Source organism: Chryseobacterium defluvii, assembly GCF_014204415.1.
Taxonomy (GTDB): Bacteria; Bacteroidota; Bacteroidia; order Flavobacteriales; family Weeksellaceae; genus Chryseobacterium; species Chryseobacterium defluvii_A.
This window is the reverse complement of record NZ_JACHLE010000001.1, coordinates 1,759,833-1,784,917: the sequence shown is the minus strand read 5'-3', so window position 1 is coordinate 1,784,917 and position 25,085 is coordinate 1,759,833. Positions and strand designations below refer to the sequence as shown.

Below are 25,085 nucleotides of genomic sequence, written 5' to 3'. Positions count from 1 at the left end.
TTACATAATGAAAAGGATCTTTACAGTTTTAGGAATAGTGTCTGCTATTGCCTTTATGAATGCACAGACGACTGTGCTGACCGACAATTTCAGTGTCGCTGGCGCTCTGAATGCAAACGGGTGGACAACCCATAGTGGAACTGCAGGACAGATTTTATCTGATGGTAACACTGCCAATCTGGTGGCGGGAAACAATGAGGATGTTAATAAAGCATTTTCAGCAGTTTATAATGTTTCTCCCACAGGGATCAGTAAGGCTGATTACTCTGCTACGATTAATGTGGCCAGTGCAACGGGTCTAACTACATCCGGCGATTATTTCTTAATGTTTACGGTTTCATCGGGAGCTTCTCCGGGAAACTTCAATGCTAGGCTTTATATCAAAGGATCTGCTACAGGATATACCTTAGGAGTATTGAATAATGGGGCAGGAAGTCCGGCTCCGGCACCCACATATGGTACGGAAATCCCATACGGTACTCCTGCCAATATTCTGATGACTTATACTATTGATAACAATGCTTCTACCAATTCGGCGACTTTACAGATCAATTCCCAGCCTCTTTTGACCAATTCTTTAGGAACAGGAGCTTCAGGGGCAACATTAGGCGGAGTAGCTATAAGAGAAGCAGGAAATGCTACTTCAGGAACCGGCAATGTTTCCATTGATAATCTGGTGGCAAGAACGTATGCCCCTGTTCTGGCTGTAACCGATGTGAAAAATATAAAAGGAAGTTTTGTTAAGAATACTTTCGTGAATGATAATGAAATTACTTTCGGTGCTCAGGCTAAAGATGTGAAGGTTTACAATATGCTGGGGCAGGTGGTAAAAACATTGTCAGTAAAAGCAGATGAAACGATCAATGTTTCTGATCTGTCAGCAGGAAATTATATTGTTACAGGTACAGTAAATAATGTACCGGTGTCTCAAAAGATCCTGAAAGATTAATATATATTTTTAAAATATCCCCGGAAACAGTCATTCAAAGAATGGCTGTTTTTGTTTTATGAAATGTAACGCCTTTGCGAACTTAAAAACAGTCTTATTTAAAAAATCTTTGAGTACTTTGCAATAAAAATCATAGCAATTTTTAATACCATCCTCTTCTCGCCGCATTGATAATGGCTCCCAGGTTAAGGACCAGAGTATATCGTATACGCTTGGCATAGTCCTTAAACGAAGGCTCAAAGCCCAGAGAAGACTGAATAGGGAAGTACACCTCAAGGAAATCAGGAATTACCCTTACTTTTATACCGCTGTCCCAGATAAACTGGGTGGAAGAGTTCTTATTTTTATAAATCCCTGCATCTGCATATACATGGAATATTTTCCACACGCTTGAATCCACATTGAACGAGGTAATCCATTGATTAACGCTTCCCGGAATAAATGATTTGAAACCACCGTCTGCAAGGATAAACTGCTGGGATAGAAGCCCCCCGGTTGCACTTTCTCCCAAAAGGCTATAAGAAAAAGAATAGTTGGATACCCTTGAAATACCATAATTGAAGGTGTTATTTCGGGTATCATTCCTCATAAAATATCCCGCAAAGAGCCTTAAGCTTAATTTTTGTTTTGGGGCAAATTCCCATCTGTAAAGACCTTCAGCTGTAATTTTATTAAAATCTTCCATTCCTTGGGCGCTTATACTCAGGCTTTTTTCATGGATCATCTGGTTGTCCGTATATCCGTAGCCGACGCTCCACAAATTGTATTTGTCATAATCTCTGTTTGCGATCATTACCGGGCTCAGATCCCGCTCATAATAATTATAAGATATGCCGATCCCTCTGCTTACGGTACTTCTTGGGTTTTTTCTGAAACTTAAATTTGAAAAAATAGATGCTTTTCTGTAAGCAAGATCATAATCATAATGGAAATAAGAGCCGGAAACTCCAAACGTCAGGCTCCTGAAAATACTTTCAGCAGGAAGGAACGAGTACGAAACGGTTCCGGAGCCCGTAAGTTTTCCCGTACCCGAGCTATACATCGGGGTAATGGAATACAGGAATTTTTGATCAAATAAAGACTGGTTTTTAAAATTGATCCCGAAAAGGAACTTATCATAAGCATTACTGAAACGTATCCTTGGGTTTAGGTAGATTTCATTAAACTCAGGATTAGGAATGTCCTTGATCAGTTTTAATTTGATCTTCTTTGTATTAGAGAAAAACCCTTTTGCATATAGAAAATTATCGCGGTAATTGGCTTCCGGGAAAATATAATCGTCGTTTAAAGTAATCTTATAAGTATCAAGAGCCGGTATAGTAACCATCATGTCTCTTTCGCGTTCTTTGGTTTCTATCCAGTAACTGTTGGTTTCTCCTTCGCGGGTTTGGGTCTCCAGTTTTACAGGAATCGCATCATCCGTGTTCTTGGAAATGGTTATATTCAGGGAATCACCTTCCTTTTTGAATTTTCTTAACTTAAAATTGACCCTGTTCTTCTGAGTGAGAAAACCTGACAAATAATGGGTTGTTTTATCTTTTTCGGAAAGCTCCTGTAAAAAATCATCCGGATTGATCTGCTTATGGATATTCTTATCTACATAATCCTTTAATAAACTATCAAATCGTTCAACGCCTATTTTTTCTGCTGTATGATCGAATAATGTACCTGTTTCAAAGCTACTGATCGCCATATCGTTAAAATTGCTTAGAACTGCAAATTTTTCGTCGATCTTCTGATCAAGATTCTGTGACATGATGTACTGATAGGCAATTCCATAACGGTCTGATAGCTTAAGTTCTGAAGCATGGAACAGTTTTAAAGGCTTTACACCAAAAATTTTAGCTTCAGGCAAATGACCGAGAAGTTTGGTTTCATTATAGAATTTTTTCAGGTACTGAATTTCCAGATAAGACTTTAAACCGTTTTTGAACCAGTGGTGGTCCTGCTTATCGGCAATGATATTTTCATCCAGGATCTTTTTTGTAATAATTCCAAAATAGTCCAGATCTGTTTTCTCCGCATCTGTAAATAGCTGGAATTTGAATTTCCAGAATTTGATGTCATTGTTCCCGAAAAAATCTTCTTTTCCCCTGAACTTATCAGAAATGAAAAGTTTTTTGGGAATAAAGCCCGTTCTTTCCTTAATGAACTGTAAATGCAAAGGAAGATAAAATTCCAGATTCTGCTTTTCTTCAGGCTTTAAATTGTATCCGAATTTTATTTCCGTATCTATTTCCTGTGTTTTGACTTTTATGGAAGGATATTCATTCTGAGAGATCAGGAATTCAGGATCCGAATCCAGATATCCTTTAAAAGAATTCATCTGAACCTGTTGAAGGTTACTTTCAATAAAATAATTGACAGGAATATCGAAATTAACAGTCCAATGAGTATCAAAACTTACTGATTCTTCAATATCGTGATAGTTTCTTTTGGAAATATTGTCCGGATCAAAATGATCCGGAACAATAAAGAAATATTTTAATGCCGTACTTGTATCAGAGGTTCCGTATCCGGTAAATCCGCTGTCAGGCAGCTGTACCTGATACCGTATCGCCAGTTTAGTACTTTCACCGGGCTTTAATACCGTATTAAGGGGGATAAAGATATTTTCCTCTGAGATATCTATTATTGGAACAGGCTGATGGTCAGCTTGGGGAATATTTAAATTCAACAGTTTACCCAGCTGTTCCGGTTTGGCAAAATGCAGGTCATTATTTCTGTCTTCCAGTTTTCTGTACACCAGAGAGGTTCCTCTTTTTTTATAAGCGGAAACCCAGTTTAAAAGCTTTATGGTATGTAAATCTTTTTCCGAACGGTTGTAATACACCAATTCCTGGTTTACTTCCAGCGTCTTTTTATCCGAAGACAGTTTTGCTTCAATATAAATACTGTCTGTTTGTGCCGAAAGTTCCGCAGCACCCAAAAACAAAATAAGACAAATACTAATAACCTTTTTCAAAATCCTTGATCAAGCGTCAAATATAAACTTATTTTGAAAACATTCTGCAAGATTTCAGTCCTGAATCACTTTTTTTTCCAAAGAATCCAGGTAAGCCTTCCAGCCCTCATTTTTATAAGCGATAGCAGCTTCTTCAGCTTGATCCGCTTTATAAATTCCTCTTCCTACGATTATGAAATCTGTGTGAAGGTTTTTGAAAACATATTCAGGGGTGTTGTATTGCTGTCCTTTTCCGTCTCCTGAGTCCGCCAGATTTACTCCGGGAGTGAATAAAAGAATTTCTTCCGGAACCGGATTCTGGGAAACCCCGCCAATAACATTCGGATGGGATAGGGCAATTTTAAGGGCCTCTTCACGGTACTCATTGGTTGTTAAGGTTCCTTTGGAAGACATGCCTATAATGGCAACAACGCCTACATTTTTGAAGCAGTCCAATGATTCGAAACCACCGATCACCTGAGAGGTCACAAAATCTGCCCAATCTGTGATTTTGAAAACACCGCTGGTAAACTGAAGCTCCTGAGTATTCCCGATATCAGCAAATTTTCTGTCTTCCATTAACAGGAACTGATGTTTTGCGGCAAGGTCTTTTAGCGGAGTGATCGTTTTCTCATATTCAAAATCGGAGATGATATCAATATGGGTTTTTAAAGCAATAATATGCGGGCCTACTTTATCAGCCAGTTCTAATAATTCTTTAGTGGTTGTAACGTCTGCAGAGGCAATAAGATTGGACTGTTTTGCCAAGGCAAGTTCTAACAGCTTTTTAGAAACGGAGTGCTGTGCATTTTTCAGTTTTTGCTCATAAGAGCTTCTGGTTTTTTCTTCAAACTGAATATGGTTTCCCTGAAGAAAATCATGGATCCTTTTTACCTCTTCATCTGTCAACTCCCCGTTTTCCTGAAGAATGTCGCAAACCTCGGAAATATTGAAAAGGGTATGCACCCTGTATCCTTTGCTTTCCAGAAGCTGTTTTCCGCCCTGTTCCCTGTCAAGCACAACAACAATATCGGAAACCTTAATGTCTTCATGCTCAATTTCAGCAATGGTTTCCACCAGAGATTTTCCGGAAGTAATCACGTCCTCTACCAAAAGGCAGTTTTGACCTTTCTGGTAAATTCCTTCGATCATCTTTTTAGTGCCATAGCTTTTTGCTTCTTTTCGCTTAATGATCAGCGGGATATAGCTTTCCAGAGACATAGCTGTAGCCATGGGAAGAGCAGCATAAGGGACACCGCAGATCAGGTCGAAATTATCTAAAGGAAGCATTTCCAGTAAATAATTGGCAAGATTTTTTAAAATTTTAGGATCGGAAGCCAGAGGTCTCAGATCTACGTAGAAAGGGCTCTCAATACCGCTTTTTAAAGTAAACCTTCCGAACTTGATGATTCCCAGTTTGTAGCATTCTAAAAAGAATTCTTTTTTACTTTCCATTATTTTTTATTAGATGTTGCAAAGGTAATCATTTGGAATAAGGCTTAAAAATTTCTTATCTCTAAAAAAAGCCACCCCAATTACTGGAATGGCTTAAAGGATATTATCTGTAAATTATTCTACAATTTCAGCATCGATCACTTTTGTGCTGCCTGAACTGTATTTCTGCTCGGCTTCCCAAAGTAAGAATTTATCTACTTCTCTGATGAGTTTCGGGATGGCGAGAGAAAGAATGGCTAAATCATCCAGTACTCCTATTACCGGTACGGCAACTTCCGGAAGGAGATCGATAGGGGAGATCACGTACAAAAGGCCTAACAGCGGAAGGATAATATCAATGGATTTCATAGGATAGTTTCCTTTTTTCCACATTTTTACCATTCTGAAAATGTCAGGGATCTTTTTTACAAAACCTTTGTGGCTGATCGCCTCTTTAGCCAGATTTAATTTTGAATATTTCATTTTGTGTTTAGTTTTAAATATTTTTCCAACTCTACAAAATTCTCAAATTCTGTACCAAATAATTATAAATTTTAGTTAAAAAAAAGTTATTTAATAATATTATCGATAAACTTATGGGTGGATTCCGTGTTCCAGTCTCTGTAAGCATCTTCCTTAATGAGGATCCTGCCTGTTTTGTCTAAAAGGAAGGTAGTGGGAAATACCTTTGGAAGGAGCTTTTCAGAGATGGGGCTTTGGGCAATATACACGGGAACCGTATAATTATTTTCCTGCAGGAATTTTCTTACCGCAGATTCTTCATCCTTCATGGCGATAAGAACAAACTCTATCTTGCCTTTTTTAGTATCATACAATTTCTGAATACTTGGCCATTCTTTCCGGCATGGCGGGCACCATGTTCCCCAAAAATTCAGAAAAACAGGTTTTCCCCTGAAATTCTTAAGATTGGTACTCGGAACATTGATCCCCTGGAGATCGATGTCATAATCCTCTTCACTTATCGTAACGGCATTTTCAACTGCTGCGATCGGGAAGAACTGGTCTCTTAAATAATCCTTTACTCCAGGAACAAAGGCAATGATACCTATAATGATGACCAATACAATATAAATTATATTTTTTTTCATAAAAAAGGATTCTTTACAATAATTCTAAAATTTCCTGAATAGCATCTTTACCCTTGTTTTTTGCATAATAAAGCTGCAGATCATTATAAAACTGTTCCCTTGGATAAGCTTCAGGATCTGCTTTGAACTTCATTAACAATTCAGTACCGTATTTCGGACGCGGGCCCCATGAATTTTTAACATTCAGGTCTTTGTCTAAAATAATAACTTTCGGGATAGATTGGGTTCCGTTGGTCAAAAATTGATCGATAAGGCTGGTATCACTGTCTCTCAGGAAGATCTTTACTTCATTTTTCCCTTCGAAGAATTTTACCAAAGCCGGAACCGTTGCACTGGCATCTCCACACCATGCTTCAGAAATGATCAGGATTTTCCCGTCAAAATTTTTAGATAGAAGTTCATTTGTCTGATCTTCATCGGGACTATACTTTTTTAAAGTCCTGTCGATCCTTTGAAGTCCCAGTTCATAATACTGTTTATATTCTATATCCTTCGGATTATCAGGGTTTTCCAGTCTCTGTTTTGCAATTTCTATATATTCTTCGAAAGTAATTGCTTTCTCCCAGTAATTTTTCATTACCACTATCTTTGTTTAAAATTGATTTAAATTTCTTGTTTTGTTGATCAGGAACAGGTCGGCCAATACAAAAGCGGCAAGGTTTTCTACTATGGGAACCGCTCTTGGAAGTACACATGGGTCGTGTCTTCCTTTTCCTTCCACAATGACCAGATTCCCTTCTTTATCTACACTTTCCTGAGGCCTTAGAATAGTTGCCACAGGTTTGAAGGCCACTCTGAAATAAATATCCATTCCGTTGGATATCCCGCCCTGAATGCCGCCTGAAAGGTTTGATTTTGTAGTGAAATCCGTATTGAAAGCATCATTATGCTCTTTCCCTGTCATTTTTGCTCCGCAGAATCCGCTTCCATATTCAAAGCCTTTGCAGGCATTGATGTTGAGCATTGCTTTGGCCAGCTCGGCCTGTAATTTGGAAAAAACGGGTTCCCCGATTCCTATGGGAACATTCTTAATAACGCAGGTTATGGTTCCACCAATTGTGTTGCCTTCTTTTTTGATCTCCTTGATCCTGGCGATCATTTTTTCTGCCGTTTCAGCATCCGGACAGCGTACATCGTTGCTTTCCGTTTTTGAGAAATCCAGATCCTGATAAGGCTTCTCACAGAAGATCTCACCTACGGAAGACACATAAGCGTTGATTTCTATATTAGATAAAAGCTGCCTGGCCAATGCTCCGGCAACTACCCAGTTCATGGTTTCCCTGGCTGAAGATTTACCCCCGCCGCGGTGATCCCTTATCCCGAATTTCTGATCATAGGTGAAATCTGCATGGCTTGGACGATAAGCACCCGCAATATGGTCATAATCTTTTGATTTCTGATTTTCATTTTCAATCGTAAAGCCGATCGGTGTACCTGTGGTCTTTCCTTCAAAAATCCCTGAAAGAAATTTTACAGTGTCGCTTTCTTTTCTCTGTGTAACAATGGCTGACTGGCCGGGTTTTCTGCGATCCAGTTCGTACTGAACTTTATCCAGATCTATTTCCAGACCTGCAGGAAAATTATTAATGATACCACCATAAGCCGGGCCATGGCTTTCCCCAAATGTTGTAAGGCTGAGAAGATTACCTAAAGTATTGAACATGATACAAAATTACCGTTTTTTATCCAGAAAATAAAGTATTTGGATAGGTTCTATGGATGAGTGTTTTTGATAGTATGGATGAGGTTCCGGGCTTCCTTTTTTTCTTTTTCATCCATTGTTTTCCAGATGAATCCTTTCTTAATATCAGTTTCGTCGATAAGCTGGGGAAAAATACCCGCCTGTACATCATCAAAAATATAGCTTTCCGAAATGGCAGGAACTGGGGTGTCAAAATTGTAAGGATATTTTCTGGATATGTTGAATTTCAGGTTTCCGATTTTGTAAGCATTGAATTTGTTATACTCATACGAAGATGGAGTATAGATCTGCTTTTTTTGGAAGGAACCGATAAATTCTCCCAGCCTGAAACTTGGAACATATTGCCGTACAAGATCAGGAAAAGACAGGAATCCGATAAAAAATATACTGAATACAGAGAAAACAAATACTGCCCTTTTTCTGTTGAAATATTTCAGCAGTAGTATAAAGGATATTACAAAAAATACATCGATAAAAAATCTGTACTGGGCAGAAAAATATAATACCAGCGCACTTTTTATAAGTACTGAAAAGAAAATTAAAGAAATGATTTTATTTTTTTTGATCAATGCAAATACCGCGAATATGAGCAGACTCAAGATGAAAAAAATATTGATCCCGGATTTGATCCCATTAAGGAAAAGCCAGTTCTTGATGTATTCCCAGCCGGAGAACTGCTGAATTTCCTGATAGGAGTACTGCATATCATAGGTTTTCATAATGGCATATTGGGAAGATATTTTCAATACTTCAGGATTTGGTTTCCAGCTTACGTTAAGATCAATTACTGCTACCGGAAAAACAGGATATCCAAATGTCCAGATATTTTTAAAAAAGAATAGGATTATGATCAAGGTTCCCGGTATCAGTTTTTTGAAACCGGATCTCACGACAAGTATGCTGTACAGGAAGCATAGGATGGGAAGCCATATCATGGTGGGCTTTATCGCCATAACAAATGCTGAAAATCCGAAGAGTAGGGCAGTTTGCTTATTGCCAGAAATAATCTCATTTAAAATGACCATTGAGAAAACAATGGCAGGCAGATCCGGACTTGGTGATTGTGAGAATAGCAATAAAACAGGAAGGAAACACAGCTGGATCCAGCTTTTTCTTTCTATGATGTATGCTGAATAAATGATCAGTAAAATAGCATTGATCCTTAAAAAAGGGTCTGAAAAATTTGAAAATCCACTCTGAAAAATATGCCATAAGGATACCTGTCCGAGGGTAAGATCCAGATTGGAAATACCTTTGACGAGACCATATCCGGTGATCCATTGTATAGTGGGGACGTAGTACCCGAAATGATCCATTATATACGGGTAGAATGAACCTGAAAACAGGATGATCAGGGAAATAAAAGCAATGAGTAAGCTGTCTTTTTTTGAAAACCGGTAAAATTCCAGATAAAGTTTGTCCTTAAAAAAATAAATAAGCCCTAATGCAATCGTAGCAACCTCAATGCAGATATTAAGAGGGACAAAAAATGAAAGAATCATCCAGATAATGCTTATTCCGGCGATTCCCGATAAAATCTTTCCCGAAATACCATCAAATAGAGCCCCGGAAATATTTTCCACTATTTTTCCCCATCCTGCCAAAACAGGAATGATGAGGATGGAAGAAAATAATAATAAGACCATAAAAAAGATTGCCTAAAAATAAGCAATCTTTTATTCTTTTAAACTATAATTTTTATTTAGGCTGCACCCTTCCGTCTTTTCTGTCCTGTGCCCTACCGATCGTATAACCGGTTGCGCCTCCTACAACTCCTCCTACAACAGCACCAAGGCCTCTGTTTTTCTTACTGATAATCGCACCTGCTGCTGCACCTCCCACAGTACCGATTATGGTACCTTTTGCGGCTTTACTCATTCCTTTTTTCTGGGTGGTACCTTGTGATGTGCCGGTTCCGTTATTGGCATAAGTTCCGTTGCCTGAATTTGAACTGGTTTCTCTGTCTCTGTACACGGTTCTGGTTTCCCTTATTACCTGTGGCCTTGAATTGTTTTCAGCTACGGCTTTTGCCTTTTTGTTTTCTGCAATGCTGTCTGCTTTTCTTTGTGCCTCATACACAATTTTTTCTTTTTCAATAGCAAGTCTCTGTTTTTCAATTTCAAGTTGTCTTGCCTGGAATTCAAGCTTTTGCTGTTCAAGAGACTTTTCAGCTATACGGTCATCTTTCTTACAGGCCGTCACTAAAAATACTGACAAAAAACCTGCTAATACTATATTCTTCATAATTCAAATTTTTAATACTCCATAAGTCTAATGACTCTGACTTTACTATTATTTTTCAATTATGAAGCCAAGTTTATGTTAAGTAATGTTAAAAAGTCTGAAAAAATATTAAACCTTACTCTGCAAGGAAAAATGCAATATTATCCTGTATACATCTATTGATGTGAGGAATAAGTTTGGAAAGGAATTTGTATTTCACAATAATAAAGTTCTTTTTCTTTGTGGGTTTTAGCAATTAAGTGTTATTTATTCTTGTAGTTTAGAAATTTATAGTAAATTTAACACGCAAAAAATAAGCTTGGGAAATAGATAATCATTTGTTGAAAATATTATTTGTATATGATTGTCTGATTTCCTTGCCGGGAAATGTATTTTAAAAGAACAGAATAGTATAATTATACTACTAAGATATTCTGTTCAGATCATTCTGAATAGATTTTTTTTCATCATTTGTGTTTTTACGGCCTCCTGAAAAGGGGGCTTTTTTTATTTATATCAAAGAACATCTTATTTGGAAAAGAATTAAATATTCCTCACATCTTGACAAAAACTACAATTATATTGAATTTTATAAAGCTTAGCCTGAAACTAAAAAGCTAAGTCCTGATCTTCCCTGAAGAAGCATATATGTTTCCAAAAGCGTTAAGCGTATGACTCATGTACTTTCCTGGTCAAAATAAAATTTCCGGGCTGAAAGATAGCTGGATGGTATAAAGGGCACCAAAATGTAAAAAATATCTGAAATTAAGGATATAGCTTTCTAATAATAAATATTGATAAAATGCCTAAAGTACAAATAAGTTGGTAACGCAGTTACCACATACATAGACAACAGAGAATATCTCTGCTCTGGAGAAATATTTTTTTTAACACTAAGAGCCTGTTTAAATTTATTATTCTTGGAATTCAGCTTGTAATTCCGAAAGAATCTACATAGTATAGAGAAGCTTCCAGCATAGCAAACTGCCTGTTTAATTTAAAAGTAAAAAATAATACTAAAAATTAAATACAGAAATAAAATTTAAACAGGTTCTAAATATTTTCATAAATCTATATTTTGAATAAAATTCTGCAAATCATCTTCTTTATTTAAACCGATTTTTTGTTTCAATCGGTATTTTGTGACTTTAACGGTTTTAGGATCTGCTTTCAGTGCATTTGAAATTTGCTGGTTATCCAGATTCAGATAAATATAAGCGGCGTATCTCAAATCCAGATTTGTAAGTTTTGTTTTGGACAGCTCTTTAAGACGTTTAAAAAAAATAGGATGTACTTTCTGTATAATATCCTGCATGTTGCTAAAATCACTATCGGATAACCGCTCCTCTTTTAGAATTTTCTCAAGGTTTGTATCTCTTTTTTCCTTTACCTTCTCCTTTAGCTGTTGAATAAAAGAGTTTTTATGGTTTAATCGGAGAGATGTTGCCAAAGCCTGTTTTTGCAGTTGTTCCTGCTGCATAGATAAAAGTTCCTGTTCTATTTTAAGACGAACCTTTTCTTCTTTTTCAAGCTGAAGTACAAGTTGGGTTTCGTTTTTTTCTGCTTCAAGCAGGTTCGTTTTTTGTTTATTTAATTTTTGTTTAAAGCGTAATAAAAAGAATAAAAATATGATTCCCATAAGTAATAGCAGTGCAATGCCCAGATAAAGGAAATTTTGCCTTGTGTACATTTTATTTGTTTCTTCTAATTGCTTTATTTGCTGGTTTTTTTGTTCAGTCTGGTAAAAGATTTCGAGAGATTTTGTATTATTGGCAAAACGTTTTTCACTCTCTTCTTTGATAAGGCTTTTCGCTTCTCTCTCAAAATTGAGGGCTCTTTCATACTGATGTAAGCCTTCATATATGCGAGATAAATTATTCAAAATAACAAGTCTGTGGAGTGTAAAAGTGCTTTGATCGTCTTTTGATAACTGATAAGCCTTTTTATAGTACTCTTCTGCTAAACCAATATCATCTATATTTTCATAAGCCGATCCTATATTATTGTATATTAAGATTGTAATATCCCTGAAATTCTGATCATTTCCGATTAAAGATAAAGATCTGTTATAGAGTTCAAGGGATTTTTTGTAGCTGCCCGGCACCAAAGCATTTAGCAAACTTCCATAGTTGAGATAATATACGATGAGTGATCTTTTTTTAGCTTCGGTGTTTTTTATAATATCCGCATACTTATAAGAATTTTGATAACTGATATCAGCAGAGTCTAAATATTTCTTATTGCTTGTATTATTAAACTGGGTCTTATAGTAGTATCCCAGATTGCTGTAGGTGAAATTAATTAAAATATTGTTTTTAGATTTCAGGGCATAGTAATTTGCTTTAAAACAATCTGCTCTGGTATCCAGTTCCATCGGATTTTTGGATTTATACTTATATCTTAAAAAATACAGCTGCGTTAGAATAAAGTTTTCATTCGGGTATTTACTGAATGTATTAATGCTGTAATTAACAGCCTTTATAAACAGATCATTTTTATCCAGATTCTGATAATATCGGGCATATCCAAACTGTACATAGGCCATATCAACAGGGTTTTGAGTTGAAACTGCAATTTTTTTTGCATTTTCCAGTGCTTCTACTTTTTTATCTTCCTGATTATCGAAAAAAGAATAATAATCTGCCAGATAAATATATCCGATTACTTTTTCAGAGTCTTTATCTGAATTTAAAAATTGAGTATTTATGATCTCTTTTGCTTTTTCTTTATCCTTATTATACAAATAAGTATAAATCAACTGTTGATAACTATCAAAATCACTTTGAGATAAAAGTCTATTTGCGGCTAACAGCAAAATAAAAAAACAGAGAATTTTTTTCATAGAGTTAAGGCTTACCAATTTTGTATAAAAATATCGGGATTAATAACGAACCATATATTCTGGATGGGTAGGGCAAATATAAAACTATAAACACTTTCATATGACAGGTAAATATTTATTATGATAAATGATGGAAATAAATAATTGAAATTCAGTATTTTAAATAAATTCCGTTTACCTTTTGTATACCATGCCGGTGTTGCGGTTTACCTTTTGTAACCCAAAATATTCAATAAAATGTTCAATTTTCCACTAGGTTTGTCAACCTGATTTTAAATGAAAGTATCTAGGATTAATGAACTAATCATTGGGCTGAAATAAATACAAACAAATTTAAATTATTCTATAGAGATGAAAAAAAAATTAATTATTTTCCTTTATCTGTCATTTGGACTGGCACATTCTCAGCAGGGAGGTAATGTGGGTATAAGCAAAGATATTTCTTATTCCTCACCTGATGAGAAGGCCATACTGGATGTTCATTCTAAAAATGCCGGAGTTTTATTTCCTAGGCTTACCACTTCTGAAAGAAATGCCATCAACATTTCCGCACAAGATAATGGGTTATTAATCTACAATGTAGATGAAAAGTGTTTTAATTATTACAGCGCATTGGCTAATAACTGGAAAAAAATGTGCGGGGTAGATGATTCTTCGGGATCAAAAAAAGAGAATATATCGTCAGAATTTAATACAAAAACAAACAAACGATGAGAAAGATTTTATTTTTCAGCTTATTCATGTGTAGCTGTTTATTTTTTGCTCAAGTTGGAATAGGTACGTCCAGCCCAAATACTAAATCAATTCTGGATGTAGTTTCAACATCAAAGGGTGTTCTCCTGCCGAGGATGTCACAGGCCCAAAGAGATGCAATTTTGCCGGGAACTACTAACGCAGACAGAGATGGTCTTCTAATCTATAATACAGATACAGATTGTTACAATTACTGGAATATTACAGAGAATAAATGGATGTCATTATGTCAAAGCTCTTGTGATCCTTCAACTTTGGCCGATTATACAATTAATTGCGGACAGTTTCCGGCAGCAGATACTAATACCTATATCATAGGGCAAAATACTTCAGGTTCTATTATTTTTAACGTTAATGTTACAAAGACCGGTCCTTACCATATAGAAATTACAAATAACAACGGAATTGTTTATGCAGCAACAGGTACTTTTACCGCAACAGGCCTGCAACCAGTAACTTTATCAGGAGGAGGCACTCCAAACAGTTCACCTGTTAATTTTGTTATAAAGGCCAATGGTGTAACTTCTTCATGCAGCTATACAGTTACTACCCAACAGACATTCGGTTATCAGTATAATTGTTCCGGAGCATCCGTAAATCCGGGTATGACAGCCGGTGTTAGTGGCTCGGGGACCATTATGGTACCTGTAACAGTTACAGGTACAGGAAACATTCCTGCCATTAATCAGAACATTAATGGTGTTGCCTATACTTTTGCAGGAATAACTGGTGCAACCTCTTCTACGACAAGTATAACTATAAACTATAGTGGAACCCCAAACACAAATGATACGAATTTACCACTGACAGATTCAAGCTCAAACTGTAATATTGTCATTTTACATCCATATGGGAACGCTATTTATAGCTGCTCTGGTGCAACGCCTGCAGGGGTTTATAATGCCACTAAACAATTAGTAACCGACAGCAATTATATTAATTTGGATTTAACTATCGGTACTCCCGGCTATATCAATATTACCACAGAAGATAAGAATGGAATGTTGTTCACTTTTAATAACGGAGGAAATCCGATTACTACAACCGGACCCATTTCAGTTAAATTGCAGCCGGCTGATTCAGCAACGAAGCTGGTTGGCATTGGAATAAACTCAGAGGGGAGTACTCCTAATTCATCAGAAGAAATATCAAACGGAGCTAATGGGGCCAATGGTCAGACAGCAACTTATGTGATAAGAAATTCAATTACGAACAATAACTTATGTTCAGTGGAAATAGATGTTAAACCGCTTTGGATTGCAGGATCAGGGCTGGAGATGCAGGCAAGCGGGGATAATTCTTCAAATGGTTATTGGACAAAAAACGGATCCATATATGCAACAGAAGGTCTGATGGCTTCAAGAATGCCTAGCGATGGAAGAATACAGCTTGATTTTGCTAATATGAGAAACTGGGCTAATTACTTGACACTGTGGTACGTATTTGTTAAAAATATTTCAGGTTCTAACATTACTAATTATACATTCACGGCAAACAGTACGGCTGATAACAGTAAATATTCATATACGGGGACTAATCTGGCCAACGGAGCAAGATTAGGATCATTGGACCCATACCTTAATAGCTCAGGCGCTCCCGGTGCTGGTAGCTCTACCCGTGGAGCCCATGGAGCAGGACGAAATGGGCTGACTTTCTATGCGGAAGTGGGTAACGTAGGATGGAATATGAAAATAGGTAATTATTGGTATAAGTACAGATTAATCTGGAATTCTGTTGATGGAACAAATCAGCAATATGATGTACAAACAACTCCACATCTGATATTATATGGTATTTATGCCACTCAGCCTACGGGTATATTTGATTCAGGCGTCGATTTCAGTGCTTCAGGCTGGTCCCAGGGAAACAGGAACCCACAATCATACTGGCCTTAATCATTAATAATTAAAAGCATAATGTTAATATTATTATTGACATTATGCTTCTTTATTCTGTCTTAAGTTATGAATTTTTTAGATATTCACATAGGAGCTTTAATTGATATAAAAGTAAGGGAAAAGAAAATACATTTGGATCGTCTCTGTAAGTTTTTCAAGTGTACAGAGCAAAAGGTATCAGACATGTACAAAGCTAAAAGTTTAGATACCGAATGTCTTTTAAAATGGTGTAAATTGCTGGAATACGATTTTTTCAGGATTTACTCCCAGCATTTGATTTTATATTCCCCACCGGGTAACGCTAATTATAAGAGCTTTAAAAAGCCGGTTTCAAAGCTGCCTCAGTTTCGAAAAAACATTTATACTAAAGAAATAATCGATTTTCTTTTAGCTATGATCAGAACAGGTGAGAAAACAAAATCACAGGTAATAGCAGAATACGGAATTCCTAAAACAACATTATATAAATGGCTGGAAAAATACGCATAAGGCCCGATTACGTAAAAATATATACAGAAATCCTTCATAAAAATCACCCCGAAAAATTTGAAGAATGCAGATGTCTTTTAAAGAAGAAGATGTCCAATCTGGATATTATAAGACTGAATCAAAAAATTTTTGGCATATCAGATCAGGAAAGTGAAATATTCAGTAGAAAGCACAGGGCTTATGACAAGACTGCTATTCTACAGATCCTTGATTATCAGAAGATATATAAATTAAATAATAAACAACTGGCTGCCCATTTCAAACTAAGCAGAAATACCATAGCAAAATGGAAAGAATCTTTTTATAATTGATGCCTATTGTATATTTTGAAACAGATTCTTTATAAAATGAAACTTTTTTAAAAACATTATTTACTTGTGATAATTAAACATGAAGTAACATAAAGATTTATTTTACAATGCGTGATCAATAAACTGTATAAAGGCGTTTCGCTTATTTTTGAAAAACAGAATGTAAGCAGTGTGTAATGGGTAATTAATATATCTTTTAGGCAGTCTTTAGTAAATTATATAGTCATCAAAATGTATTATTCCATTAGTTTAAATCTTGTTATTATGCTCCGGCAGAAAGTGTGCACCTATTTTTCATCCTTAATTTTAGCATGCACTGCCGGGGTTATTTGTTGATTGAACGTTGGCAGGAGTATGAGAAGCAAAAAAACAGAAATCTCCGTTTTCTTAAAATTCAGTTTAAAATTTAAGGAAGTCCTGGCATAAAAAAACCTCCGAAAATCTATAATCAGATAGCCAGAGGTTTAATGAGGTACCTAGCGGATTCGAACCGCTGTAGATGGTGTTGCAGACCACTGCCTAGCCGCTCGGCCAAAGTACCATTTTTGAAGTGTGCAAATATAAAATTTTTTATTAATCAAACAAAGCTTTTTAAGCAATTTCTTTTGTTCCAAGGCTGTTTATTTCTTCTTTTAGCTGTTTCTTAGACTCATAATTCTTGATATTGACAACTCTTGTATCACTCCAGTTATCATGCCATCCATTTTCTCCAAAAAAAGAAAGAGCATCAAAAGGAACAAATCTTGAAATATTCCTGATAAAATATTCCAGTAAGGTCGGTTGGGATCCATCGGTACTAATTACTTTAGTTCCAGTTATATATTTACCGATTGTTCTTCCTTTGATAAAATATTCCATAAGAAAAACATAAAGAAAATATAGAAATGAGGTTATTAACAGATCCTGAATTTTGTTTATATCTGAAAGCTTATTAGCTATATTGAGAAAAAACTCAATATTAAAGAATTGGTAGGCAAGGGAAGAAAATAGCCCGAACAAAACAAATAAAGTGAAAACAACAATCCTGTCTATCACCAAATTAGCAAACCTTATACTTATCGGGCTTTTATTATATTCTACAATTTTCAAAACTTTTCTCATTTGTTTTTATGGTTTAATTAGTTTAAAATCCGTTGACGACCAGTTTTAAAGTAGCATTGGTATCAATAACGGCTGTAATGCCCGATTCATTTAAGAGGATTTGGGTGGGTTTTAAGTTGAAAACCCTGCCATTCATTTTTAAACCTTTATAATACTCTTTATTAAACGCTTCCTCTATGCTTTTCTTAGAAGTGTTTTCCAGATCCTGGGTAGGTATCCCGTATTCTTCCTCTATCATTTTTACAATTTTGCCTTTGAACAGGAGAGTGGCTGTTTTCTGTAAAATATTTGAAGTTTTCAGGTTGAATTTGGTATCGGACAGTACAATTTTCTTTTTGGTTTCGTCATACACCGGGATCCCTGAAATAAACGACCGGCCTTTTACATAGCCTTCGGTTTCCGCTTCGATCATGATCTTGTTTTCAACACCATATACCTTTATGTCCGTAACTTTTACTTTAGAACCTCTCATATCATATTCTTTATTCAGGAACATGTTTTTTGCAATCTGGGTCGCTTCGGTAAAAGGGATATTTGCTGTAGTCTGAAGAAGGAATTTATCAGCAAGGATTGGAATGAAATTAAAATTGGGCGCAATTTTTATCGGCTGGGATGCTTCCGGCTTTCTTCCGGTAAAGGTTTCAGAATAAACATCAATGCCAATGGAAGTGTCGATCTGGTTTCCATAGAATTTTAAAGGGGTGATGTTTACATTGGCGGGCGTTATTTTCAGCCAGGTATTGTATTCCTCAGAAATATGGAAGGGCTGTGAAAAAGCGTTCCATGCCAATACGGCATATTGCTGAAAATTGAGCTGGGCTGCCATCTGCTGGTCTATAGTCTTGCAGAATTTTTCCTGTTGCTCCTTTAAACTTTTCTCAACCATGGAAGTGATGGGGATTTTTATTTTTCCATAATCCAGAACGGGTTTGGTAACCCATTTGAATCCCATGGGCTGGGTGAGTGTCGTGATTGTCCAGTTATTCTTAAAGCTTAAAGCAGAGTTAAAATACATCACCGTTTCAAAAGTAGTGTCCTGATACGAATATACTCCGAGGGTTCCTACTCCTTTTTCCGCCCATATTTTTAACGGTACTTCAATCAAAAGGTTCTGATTGGTACCTCCTACCAGCCGTATCGGGCGGGTTTTCCATACTTTCACTTTAAACTGGTCATTGTTGTTATCCGTATAAGAATCATCCTGGTAGATCAGCTCTTTTACAGAAGAATTGACCATATTTCCGATTTCAGAAAGCGGAATGGTAACCGGCATTGTAATGCTGGATTTTATCTTGGGGAAATTATAAACCGCCAATTGATCATTCACCGTACTTTGCCCGAAAGTACTGATGAATGCTAACAGAAATAATATTTTAATGAATTTCAATTCTTTATGTTTTTAGGAAACGAAAATAAGAATATTTTAACTTTCCGGTTTAAAACCTTTTTCCAATTCGATACTTGCTCCTTTCATCTCACCCTGCATAGGCGGACTTGTTTTGGTGATGCGGATTTTAATATAATCGATTCGGGGAAATTTCTCATGAATTCTGGAAATGATCCTGCCAGCGACATGCTCCAATAATTTGGATATGATCTTCATTTCATGATGGAGAATTTCATTAATGTCGGCATAGCTTATCGTATCATTCAGGTCATCAGATTCCGATGCCTTCCACAGATCTGTATGAAGCTCCACATTCACAAGATAATAAGTACCAATAACGTTCTCTTCAGGCAAAACACCATGATAAGCGTATATTTTTACATCTTCCAGATAAATTTTACTCATGACCATAATATATATAACAAAAATAATCAAAAGATGAGCAATACGTTATACACTTGCTGAATAATCTTATACACCTATTAAATACTGCTAACTATAAGGTTTTTGTATCCTATCTTTGTTTTATACAATGAATAAAAGGTATCTGAAAAGATTATAGAGAGTAGAAGTAATAAACCAGATCAATATGAATACAATTAAAAAGCACTGTTTTAACAGTGCTTTTATTTATTTTATACTCTTTGAAAGTTCCAGCATTGCCTCAATCGGTTTCAATGCTTTTAAACGAAGTTCTTCGTCAATAAGGATTTCGGGGAGTTCATATTTCATACACAGATACATTTTTTCCATGGTATTGCGTTTCATGTAGAAGCATTCGGAGCAATTGCAGCTTTCATCAAAAACCAATGCGGGGATCAGTTCTTTATGCGGAGCCCGTTTTTTCATTTCGTGAAGAATTCCTTCTTCCGTGGCAATAATGAATTTCTGGCAGTCATCTTTTTCCACATAGTTCAACAGGGCAGAAGTGGAACCTATGAAATGCGCCAGTTTTAAAACCGCCTCCTCACTTTCAGGGTGTGCGATGAGCTTGGCATCAGGGTTATCTGCCATTTGCTGAGCGATCCTTTCCATAGAGAATGCCTCATGTACAATGCAGCTTCCGTCCCAAAGGATCATATCCCGTCCGGTTTTCTTCATCAGGTATCTTCCCAAGTTTTTATCCGGAGCAAAAATGATAGGCCTGTCTTTGGGTAGCGCTTCAATAATGGTCTCGGCATTGGAGCTGGTCACGATAATGTCGCTTTCAGCCTTCGTTTCTGCATTGCAATTGATATAAGTAGCTACTAAAGCATTAGGGTGCTGTTCGCGCATTTTTCTAAGCCCTTCTCCGCTGCATCCGTCAGCTAATGAACATCCTGCCATTGTATCGGGAAGAACAACTTTTTTTGAAGGATTCAGGATTTTAGCTGCTTCTGCCATGAAGTGTACCCCGCAGAATACGATCATATCCGCGTCTGTTTCTTTGGCCTGTCTTGCCAGTTGTAAAGAATCTCCCAGGAAATCAGCAATATCCTGAATTTCTCCCGGCTGGTAATAATGGGCTAAGATAACGGCATTTTTTTCTTTTTTGAGCTCCAGGATCGCTTTTACCAGTTCTTCTCCCTGTGGGATCGCAATATCTTTTATATCTAAAAAACCTCTGACCGGAATAGCGGATTTGGCTTTTTCTAATGTTTCGGTACTCATATCAAACTTATGTTTTTTAATTTATTAGTAATTAGAAGTTCGTGACTAGAAATTAGATTTTTGATGCTGATTCCATGAGTCGTGCATTTTCTAACTTCCATCTTCCCAACCTTAATTCCCGATAAAATTTTTTATTAAACTTTCTATTTCTTTCTTGGCGTCATCCAGATCCGTATTCACCACGATCTTATCAAATTCCCCGGCATAGGCCATTTCTTCTTCTGCTTTTGCAACACGTGTTTTTATAGTATCTGAATCATCCGTATTTCTTGTAATCAATCTTCGTTCCAATTCTTCAATGGAAGGCGGTTCAATGAAAATAGACAATGCTTTTTCCCCGAAATATTTTTTCAGGGAAATTCCGCCTTTTACATCTACATCAAAAATTACTGTTTTTCCCTGGGCCCATATTTTTTCGACCTCGGATTTTAGAGTTCCGTAATATTTATCGGTATATACTTCTTCATATTCCACAAAAGCACCTTCTGCAATTTTCTGCCTGAATTGATCAGGCGTTAAAAAGTGATAATCTACAGCATCCACTTCATTCCCTCTCGGCTGTCTCGTCGTACACGAAATGGAAAATTCAAGTTCCGGGAATCTTTCCAGAGAGTATTTTACCAATGTTGTTTTCCCACTTCCTGACGGTGCTGAGAATATGATAACTTTATTCATAGAGTTGTTGGTTGTTGGTTGATAGTTGTCAGTTTTCTTTCTTTCAACTGTCAACTAATAACTTTCAACTATTATAATACGTTAAGTGTTTGTTCTTTAATTTTTTCCAGATCATCCTTCATCATCACTACCAGCTTCTGGATCTCGGCATGATTGGCTTTTGATCCTAAAGTATTGATCTCCCTTCCGATCTCCTGAGAAATGAAACCCAGTTTTTTCCCGTTGAAGTCCTCATTATCCATCACTTCTTTATAGTATTTCAAATGCTGGGAAAGTCTTACCTTTTCTTCAGAAACGTCCAGCTTTTCCGTGAAATAGGCCATTTCCTGGTAGAAACGGGTTTCATCTACATTTTCAAACTCTTTCAGGGCCTTTTGATAACGTTCTTTTACACTTTGGATCCTTACCTCTTCAAAAGGGGCTACTGCAGCCAGATACTTTTCAATATTCAGGATATTTCGGTTCAGTTCTTCATGCAGAATTTTACCTTCTGTTTTTCTGAATTCTTCAAATCGGTCAACGGCTGTATTTACAATTTCGGCCAGGTTTTCCCATTCTCCTTCCGTAAGCTCGTCAGGTCTTGTGGTTACGGCCTCAGGAAGCCGTACCGCCATTTTGAGATATTCAAAGTCGGGTCCGTCGGAAGCAATACTGCGAAGCTCATTCATATAAGAATCAATCAGGCTTTTATTGATCTTTACATCATTGCTTTCCTCAAGATTCTCTAAATTTACGTAGCAGTCTACCTTTCCACGGATGATCCTGTCGTTAAGGATTTTTCTGATTTCAAATTCTTTTTCTTTGTAGCGTAAAGGGATTTTAATATTTAAATCAAAACTTTTGCTGTTCAGCGATTTAATATCAATACAAATCTTTTTACCTTCAAAAACACCTTCAGCTCTGCCGAAGCCGGTCATTGATAAAATCATAGTTTTTTATTGTCTTACAAAGATAAACATTTAAATTAGCACTGTGAAATCGTAATGAACTGGAAAATACTGTAATGGTTTTTCGGTGCAGCGGCAAAGCTGCCGCGCCGAAAAAGTCTCAACAAATAAATTTCATATCGGACTCGTTTTAAAAATGGGATGGTATGAAGAACACGGTCGTTGATTTATGATTACATTATAATCATTAAAAGAAAAATGTATAAGCGGCAGATGAAAAATTTGATTTCTGTAATAGGTCCCACCGGAATTGGAAAAACCAGACTGGCAATTGACCTGGCAAAATATTTCAGTACGGAAATTATTTCCTGTGATTCCCGGCAGTTTTTTAAAGAAATGAAAATAGGTACTGCGGCACCTTCCGAAGAAGAACTGGCGGCAATTCTGCATCATTTTATCGGAAATCTTTCTGTGGAAGACTACTATTCTATAGGACAATATGAAGAAGATGCATTAAAAAAGATCAATGAACTTTTCGAAAAACATGACACTGTCATCCTTGTGGGCGGAAGCATGATGTATGAAAAAGCAGTTATTGAAGGTTTAAATGAGCTACCGGAAGCGAATGCTGAAAATCAGGAAAAATTACAGGATATATTAGATTCTGACGGAATAGAGAAATTGCAGGAGATCCTGAAAATGCTTGATCCTGAATACTATGCAGTGGTAGACATCCATAATCACAGAAGGCTTTTAAGGGCGATCGATATTATCTGGCAGACCGACAGGAAATACTCTGAACAGATCTCAGTTGACCAGGGCTCCCGGGATTTTAATGTCATCAGGATCGGAATTGAAGCTCCGAGAGAGGAATTGTATGACAGGATCAACAGGAGAGTGGATGTCATGATGGAAAAAGGATTGCTGGAAGAAGCAAAAAGTCTGGAGGAATTTAAAGGTCTGACTGCTTTAAATACGGTAGGGTATACCGAATTATTTAAATATTTTGACGGAGAATGGGATTTGGATTTTGCCATTTCAGAGATCAAGAAAAACAGCCGGAGATATGCAAAACGTCAGCTGACCTGGTACAGAAAGGCGGATAATATTCACTATCTTCAGTTAGGGTACTCTCAAAAAGATTTTGACGATCTGACCCAATGGATTTATGAACAGTTTCAAAAATAAAGTTTCAATTTTTCTTAATACAACTTAATGACTTCAATATTCTTAACGGTTCAAAATAAAAATGCAGTCCCGAGAGACTGCATCTCAACAATATAATTTTAATTTACTACTTCCAACCGCCGCCTAAAGCCCTGTACAGATCAACTATACTGCTTAATCTCTGCCTTTTTACGGAGACAAGATTCAGCTCTGCCTGAAGAGAATTTGCCTGAGCAGTGATCACTTCAAGATAATTGGCCATTCCTCCTTTGTAAAGAAGCTGGGCACTTTTTATTCCTTCTTTTAAAGTCTGTACCTGTTCCGTTGCTTTTTGTTCCTGGACTTTTAAATTTTCATTGGAAACCAGAGCATCGGAAACTTCACCCATCGCATTCAAAACAGACTGGCGGAACGCCAATACGTTTTTCTCCCTTTGAATTTTAGCTATTTCCAGATCAGTTTTTAACTGTCTTTTCTGGAAAACAGGCTGGGTAATCCCCCCCAGAACAGACCCGAACAATGAAGCCGGGATCTGGAACCAGTTATCTACCTTGAAAGAGTTTACTCCTCCGGTTGCCGTGATCTTCAAAGATGGATACATATTGGCCTGGGCAATTCCTACTATCGCATTGGATTCTAATAAAACCAACTCCTGCTGACGAACATCCGGACGACGGCTTACCATTGCTGCAGGAAGCCCTGCTGAAATATTTTGTGGTAAAGAGGTATCGGACATTTCAATGGTTCTGTTTACTTTATTGGGAGCCTTGCCTACAAGAATACTCAATGCATTCTCCTGAATGGCAATATTCTGTTCCAGTTGGGAGATCAGAAGTTCAGTAGATTGCTTTTGTGCGGTTGCCTGCTGAACCCCGAGAGATGTTGTATCACCGCTTTCCCACATTTTTTTGGTAATGGATAAAGTATTGTTACTTAATTCCAGATTGGTTTTGGCGATCTCCAGCTGCCTGTCAAGCATCAGTAAGTTATAATACCCCTGGGCAATTGCGGCTACTACCTGTGTCTGGATGGCTTTTTTCGCTTCATAGGTTTGCAGATACTGCATTCTCGAAACTTCCTGCTGGTTTTTGATTTTCCCCCAGATGTCAGCTTCCCAGGCCAGATTGAAGGCTGCGTTGTAATCTTCAACATGGCTTTGTCCTAAAAATAAATTCAGGCTCTGCCCGTTCATGCTGTTTTTAGAAGGCCTCGAGATCTGTCCCGTAATCCCGAAATTTACATCAGGATATTGCAGATATTTTGCCTGTTTCAGTTTTTCCTGTGAAGAAGCAACCTGTTTTAATGCAATCTGAAGATCATAATTGTTGGAAATCCCTTTTTCAATCCATCCCTGTAAGATAGGGTCGCTGAAAAATTGCTTCCATTCCAGGTTTGCGATACTTGCTGTATCAGCAGTAGCCGTAAACCGGAATTCTTCGGGGAGCTGTAGGTCCGGCTCCGTGTAGGCCACTTTGGTCTTGCACGAAACCGCGAGCACAGCCAATATGAGTGTTAGAAAAATATTATTTATTATTTTCATAGCTTTTAATGGGCTTTTGTATAT

At 36.8% G+C, this 25,085-nt stretch carries 22 protein-coding genes and 1 tRNA gene; 6 read left to right on the top strand and 17 right to left on the bottom strand.

The genetic code is table 11. From position 1 onward, the window contains the following. The first annotated feature begins 7 nt into the window (after positions 1-7). Positions 8-949 carry a T9SS type A sorting domain-containing protein gene (locus tag HNP38_RS08155; RefSeq protein ID WP_184187309.1) on the top strand — a complete coding sequence of 314 codons (942 nt, stop codon included), beginning with the start codon at positions 8-10 and terminating at the stop codon, positions 947-949. A 142-nt stretch (positions 950-1,091) separates the two neighbouring features. Here HNP38_RS08155 and HNP38_RS08150 read toward each other — a convergent pair whose 3' ends face one another. The 9 genes from HNP38_RS08150 to HNP38_RS08110 all read right to left on the bottom strand — a co-directional run bounded on the left by HNP38_RS08150 (position 1,092) and on the right by HNP38_RS08110 (position 13,203). Then, positions 1,092-3,914, bottom strand: coding sequence for an aminopeptidase (locus HNP38_RS08150; RefSeq protein WP_228460983.1), 2,823 nt, complete (start codon positions 3,912-3,914; stop codon positions 1,092-1,094). A gap of 54 nt (positions 3,915-3,968) precedes the next feature. Continuing rightward, on the bottom strand, positions 3,969-5,348 hold the full coding sequence (gene pyrF, locus HNP38_RS08145; protein WP_184187305.1) for an orotidine-5'-phosphate decarboxylase: 1,380 nt from the start codon (positions 5,346-5,348) through the stop codon (positions 3,969-3,971). Between the two features lie 114 nt (positions 5,349-5,462). Next, positions 5,463-5,810 (bottom strand): YkvA family protein, encoded by a 348-nt coding sequence (locus HNP38_RS08140; RefSeq protein WP_184187302.1) that lies wholly within the window; start codon positions 5,808-5,810, stop codon positions 5,463-5,465. A gap of 86 nt (positions 5,811-5,896) precedes the next feature. Continuing rightward, positions 5,897-6,436, bottom strand: a complete 540-nt coding sequence (locus HNP38_RS08135; protein ID WP_184187299.1) for a TlpA family protein disulfide reductase — start codon at positions 6,434-6,436, stop codon at positions 5,897-5,899. A 13-nt stretch (positions 6,437-6,449) separates the two neighbouring features. Then, positions 6,450-7,013: a thioredoxin family protein gene (locus HNP38_RS08130; RefSeq protein WP_184187296.1), complete on the bottom strand. Its 564-nt coding sequence runs from the start codon at positions 7,011-7,013 to the stop codon at positions 6,450-6,452. 15 nt (positions 7,014-7,028) lie between these two features. Continuing rightward, positions 7,029-8,099, bottom strand: coding sequence for a chorismate synthase (gene aroC, locus HNP38_RS08125; RefSeq protein WP_184187291.1), 1,071 nt, complete (start codon positions 8,097-8,099; stop codon positions 7,029-7,031). A gap of 50 nt (positions 8,100-8,149) precedes the next feature. Continuing rightward, complete coding sequence (locus HNP38_RS08120; RefSeq protein WP_184187287.1) at positions 8,150-9,784, bottom strand: LIC_10190 family membrane protein; 1,635 nt, start codon at positions 9,782-9,784, stop codon at positions 8,150-8,152. 52 nt (positions 9,785-9,836) lie between these two features. Next, positions 9,837-10,382 carry a glycine zipper 2TM domain-containing protein gene (locus HNP38_RS08115; protein WP_184187283.1) on the bottom strand — a complete coding sequence of 182 codons (546 nt, stop codon included), beginning with the start codon at positions 10,380-10,382 and terminating at the stop codon, positions 9,837-9,839. Between the two features lie 1,042 nt (positions 10,383-11,424). Further along, positions 11,425-13,203, bottom strand: a complete 1,779-nt coding sequence (locus HNP38_RS08110) for a tetratricopeptide repeat protein (RefSeq protein ID WP_184187280.1) — start codon at positions 13,201-13,203, stop codon at positions 11,425-11,427. Between the two features lie 351 nt (positions 13,204-13,554). Between HNP38_RS08110 and HNP38_RS08105 the strand changes: the two genes are divergently transcribed. The 4 genes from HNP38_RS08105 to HNP38_RS08090 all read left to right on the top strand — a co-directional run bounded on the left by HNP38_RS08105 (position 13,555) and on the right by HNP38_RS08090 (position 16,654). Further along, the gene (locus tag HNP38_RS08105) at positions 13,555-13,917 is read left to right on the top strand and encodes a hypothetical protein (protein WP_184187277.1); all 363 of its coding nucleotides are present in this window, start codon (positions 13,555-13,557) and stop codon (positions 13,915-13,917) included. Further along, a complete protein-coding gene (locus HNP38_RS08100) occupies positions 13,914-15,851 on the top strand; it encodes a hypothetical protein (protein ID WP_184187274.1) in 1,938 nt (645 codons plus the stop codon). Before HNP38_RS08105 ends, HNP38_RS08100 begins: the two co-directional genes overlap by 4 nt. A gap of 186 nt (positions 15,852-16,037) precedes the next feature. After that, entirely contained in the window at positions 16,038-16,343 is a 306-nt protein-coding gene (locus tag HNP38_RS08095; RefSeq protein WP_317166712.1) for a hypothetical protein, read from the top strand. Next, positions 16,322-16,654 (top strand): helix-turn-helix domain-containing protein, encoded by a 333-nt coding sequence (locus HNP38_RS08090; RefSeq protein ID WP_184187267.1) that lies wholly within the window; start codon positions 16,322-16,324, stop codon positions 16,652-16,654. Before HNP38_RS08095 ends, HNP38_RS08090 begins: the two co-directional genes overlap by 22 nt. A 470-nt stretch (positions 16,655-17,124) precedes the next feature. Here HNP38_RS08090 and HNP38_RS08085 read toward each other — a convergent pair. The 7 genes from HNP38_RS08085 to HNP38_RS08055 form a co-directional block, all read right to left on the bottom strand. Continuing rightward, a tRNA-Cys gene (locus HNP38_RS08085) sits at positions 17,125-17,195 on the bottom strand. A 50-nt stretch (positions 17,196-17,245) separates the two neighbouring features. Continuing rightward, positions 17,246-17,755 (bottom strand): RDD family protein, encoded by a 510-nt coding sequence (locus tag HNP38_RS08080; RefSeq protein WP_184187264.1) that lies wholly within the window; start codon positions 17,753-17,755, stop codon positions 17,246-17,248. 22 nt (positions 17,756-17,777) lie between these two features. Then, a complete protein-coding gene (locus HNP38_RS08075; protein ID WP_184187260.1) occupies positions 17,778-19,142 on the bottom strand; it encodes a DUF4403 family protein in 1,365 nt (454 codons plus the stop codon). 36 nt (positions 19,143-19,178) lie between these two features. Beyond that, positions 19,179-19,547, bottom strand: coding sequence for a dihydroneopterin aldolase (gene folB / locus HNP38_RS08070; protein ID WP_184187257.1), 369 nt, complete (start codon positions 19,545-19,547; stop codon positions 19,179-19,181). 225 nt (positions 19,548-19,772) lie between these two features. Then, positions 19,773-20,792: a quinolinate synthase NadA gene (nadA, locus tag HNP38_RS08065; RefSeq protein ID WP_184187253.1), complete on the bottom strand. Its 1,020-nt coding sequence runs from the start codon at positions 20,790-20,792 to the stop codon at positions 19,773-19,775. Positions 20,793-20,903: 111 nt separating this feature from the next. Further along, a complete protein-coding gene (gene gmk / locus HNP38_RS08060) occupies positions 20,904-21,467 on the bottom strand; it encodes a guanylate kinase (protein WP_184187250.1) in 564 nt (187 codons plus the stop codon). A 71-nt stretch (positions 21,468-21,538) separates the two neighbouring features. After that, positions 21,539-22,396: a YicC family protein gene (locus HNP38_RS08055; protein ID WP_184187246.1), complete on the bottom strand. Its 858-nt coding sequence runs from the start codon at positions 22,394-22,396 to the stop codon at positions 21,539-21,541. A gap of 231 nt (positions 22,397-22,627) precedes the next feature. Between HNP38_RS08055 and miaA the strand changes: the two genes are divergently transcribed. After that, the gene (gene miaA, locus HNP38_RS08050; RefSeq protein ID WP_184187241.1) at positions 22,628-23,542 is read left to right on the top strand and encodes a tRNA (adenosine(37)-N6)-dimethylallyltransferase MiaA; all 915 of its coding nucleotides are present in this window, start codon (positions 22,628-22,630) and stop codon (positions 23,540-23,542) included. 106 nt (positions 23,543-23,648) lie between these two features. Here miaA and HNP38_RS08045 read toward each other — a convergent pair whose 3' ends face one another. Continuing rightward, complete coding sequence (locus tag HNP38_RS08045) at positions 23,649-25,061, bottom strand: efflux transporter outer membrane subunit (protein ID WP_184187238.1); 1,413 nt, start codon at positions 25,059-25,061, stop codon at positions 23,649-23,651. Positions 25,062-25,085 lie beyond the last annotated feature (24 nt).